Genomic DNA, 2,584 nt, shown 5'->3' with positions numbered 1-2,584 from the left:
TGTCACAGAATTGGTGCTGCCTACAGGAACTTTTTTTGACTCCTGTCCCATCCATTTGGTAACAACTTCGACTCTCGCCAGCCTGCAGACGCTCTATCCGGACGGCCAGTTTGAGCCCTGTCGGTTTCGCCCTAATATCCTGATCGAGCCTACTGAATCAGACGCAGGGTTTGTGGAAGATCCGTGGGTCGGTGGATTACTAGCCATCGGCGACCAGGTGCGCCTACAGATTGATACGGCCTGTCCCCGTTGTGTTGTGACCACCCTCGCCCAACAGGGGCTACCCCAAGATTTAGATATTCTACGCACCACCATTCAGCACCATAGTATGATCGCAGGTATTCGCGCCTCAGTGGTGCAGGGAGGGATTATTCATCGCCATGATCCTATTTGGCTAGAGTCTTAAACGCTGGTTATGCAATACCTTTTAGGCTAGGAACATTTGGGGATAAGCTAGGAAGCATCCAAGCAAAGATGAGCAGCTATCGAATCCAGAACTTGTTCCTAACCTAGCTACCCCCATCTTACCCACTTAGCTTAAAAAATGTAGCCCTTGAGACCTTCTTGGGGCGCGATCGCCCTATGCTAGGTCTGAATTGCCAAACAGGGAGTCCTATGACAACGCTACTGGTTCAACACTGTCACACATTAGTCACTATGGATGCGGAACGGCGAGAAATCGCTGATGGAGCACTGTTGATCCGCGATAATATCATCGAGCAGGTGGGTACTACTGACGAATTGCCCCAAACGGCTGATGACGTACTAAATCTACGAGGACGACATGTTGTCCTCCCTGGGCTTGTTAATACTCACCACCACTTTTTTCAATCCCTCACTCGCGCCATTCCTGCTGCCCAGAATTGTGATTTATTTAACTGGCTCACATCTCTCTATCCCCTTTGGGCAAATCTGACCTCAAAAGGGATTTATCTGAGCACTCAGATGGCCGCAGCAGAACTGATGTTGTCGGGTTGCACCACCGCCAGCGATCACCTCTATCTATATCCTAATGATTGCACCTTAGATGACGCTATCCAGGCAGCCAAGGACATAGGTTTACGGTTTCATGCTAGTCGGGGTAGTATGAGCGTTGGGCAAAGCAAAGGTGGACTTCCGCCAGATACCTTAGTGGAGCGAGAAGCAGATATTCTCAGCGATAGCCTCCGGCTGATTGAGCAGCACCATGATGCATCGCGTCATGCCATGATCCGCATGACCCTTGCACCTTGTTCGCCCTTCTCAGTGTCCCAAGATCTGATGCGAGAATCGGCTGCAATGGCGCGATCGCACCCCCAAGTACGGCTGCACACACACCTAGCAGAAAATCAATCAGATGTGGACTACAGCTTGGCAACCTTCGGTCTACGTCCAGGAGATTATGCTGAGTCGGTGGGGTGGTTAGGAAATGACGTCTGGCATGCCCATTGTGTACAGCTTAGTGATGATGCGATCGCTAAGTTTGGGCGCACCGGAACAGGCGTTTCCCACTGTCCCTGCAGTAATATGCGCCTAGCCAGCGGCATTGCCCCCATTCGGAAGATGCTCAATCACAATGTTCCTGTCAGCCTGGGGGTCGATGGAGCTGCCTCCAATGATGCAACCAATCTGCTGCATGAGGCTCGCATGGCTATGCTCTTGGCACGAGTCGGCAGTTGTGATGCCTCGGTGATGTCAGCCAGAGATGTGTTAGAGCTGGCAACCTTAGGAGGCGCACGGGTGCTAGGACGAGACGACATCGGCGCACTAGTGCCTGGTCACTCAGCAGACTTCATAGCAATTAATTGCGATCGCCCCTCTCTCTCCGGTGTGCATGACATAGTAGCCGCGCTCATCTTTTGCCAAACCGATAGTGTTGATTACAGCTTCATCAATGGCAAGAAAGTTGTTGATCAGGGACAACTGACTACTGTAGACTTACCTAAACTTGTAGAACAGGTCAATCATTACGCCCAAACTACAATGAATAAACCTATTTAAGTCATCTCTTTTTATTATCCTAGGAGGACAATCAATCCTGGAAATGTCCAAATCTTTTGTTATTTGGGGTATCCTGATAAATTTCGGTCATGATCAATCACAATATCTGACAAGACAACTAAGGTTTAACCTCCTTTTTCCAGGAGTCATGAAAGAGGGATAGTCTGTATATCAAGACCCAAAACACTAAGGTTCGATTTCACAGCCAGGCTCATCCATGCACCCAACCAGCAACTATGCCATGCAATAAGAAACATGTCGGCTCAGTCTCTCGTTCCTCCAGATATGCGACAACAATAGGTAATCGCATCAATAGCAGGATCAAGGGAACATGGCATCACTACATCAGCCTGTTTGGACATTGACCGCTGAAGCGGTATACGAATCCCTGGGAACAACAAGCAAGGGGCTATCTGAGCATGAAGCCGCTGAACGATTGCAGCACTTTGGTGCCAATGAACTTCCATCCCCAGCCCATCGTCCGCTCTGGCTACGGTTTACGGATCAACTCACCCATTTTATGGCCCTGTTGCTATGGGTGGCGGGGATTCTGGCTTTTGTATCTCATACCCCGGCCTTGGGATGGGCCATTTGGGCCGTCATC

3 protein-coding genes are annotated in these 2,584 nt (G+C 50.0%); all 3 read left to right on the top strand.

Translation table 11 applies throughout. The annotated features are described in order from the left end of the window. The coding region (locus V6D20_04570) for an MOSC domain-containing protein (protein ID HEY9815067.1) at positions 1–406 on the top strand (406 nt) is incomplete at its 5' end. A gap of 176 nt (positions 407–582) precedes the next feature. Beyond that, positions 583–1,980: an 8-oxoguanine deaminase gene (locus V6D20_04565; GenBank protein ID HEY9815066.1), complete on the top strand. Its 1,398-nt coding sequence runs from the start codon at positions 583–585 to the stop codon at positions 1,978–1,980. Positions 1,981–2,311: 331 nt separating this feature from the next. Continuing rightward, on the top strand, positions 2,312–2,584 hold a 273-nt coding region (locus V6D20_04560; GenBank protein ID HEY9815065.1), incomplete at its 3' end, for a cation-transporting P-type ATPase.

Source organism: Candidatus Obscuribacterales bacterium (assembly GCA_036703605.1).
GTDB lineage: Bacteria > Cyanobacteriota > Cyanobacteriia > RECH01 > RECH01 > RECH01.
This window is presented reverse-complemented; position numbering and strand designations above follow the sequence as displayed.

Excerpts from the sequence above, each read along its gene's own strand:
- V6D20_04565 (HEY9815066.1), top strand. The coding sequence starts at position 583 with ATGCTAGGTCTGAATTGCCAAACAGGGAGTCCTATGACAACGCTACTG.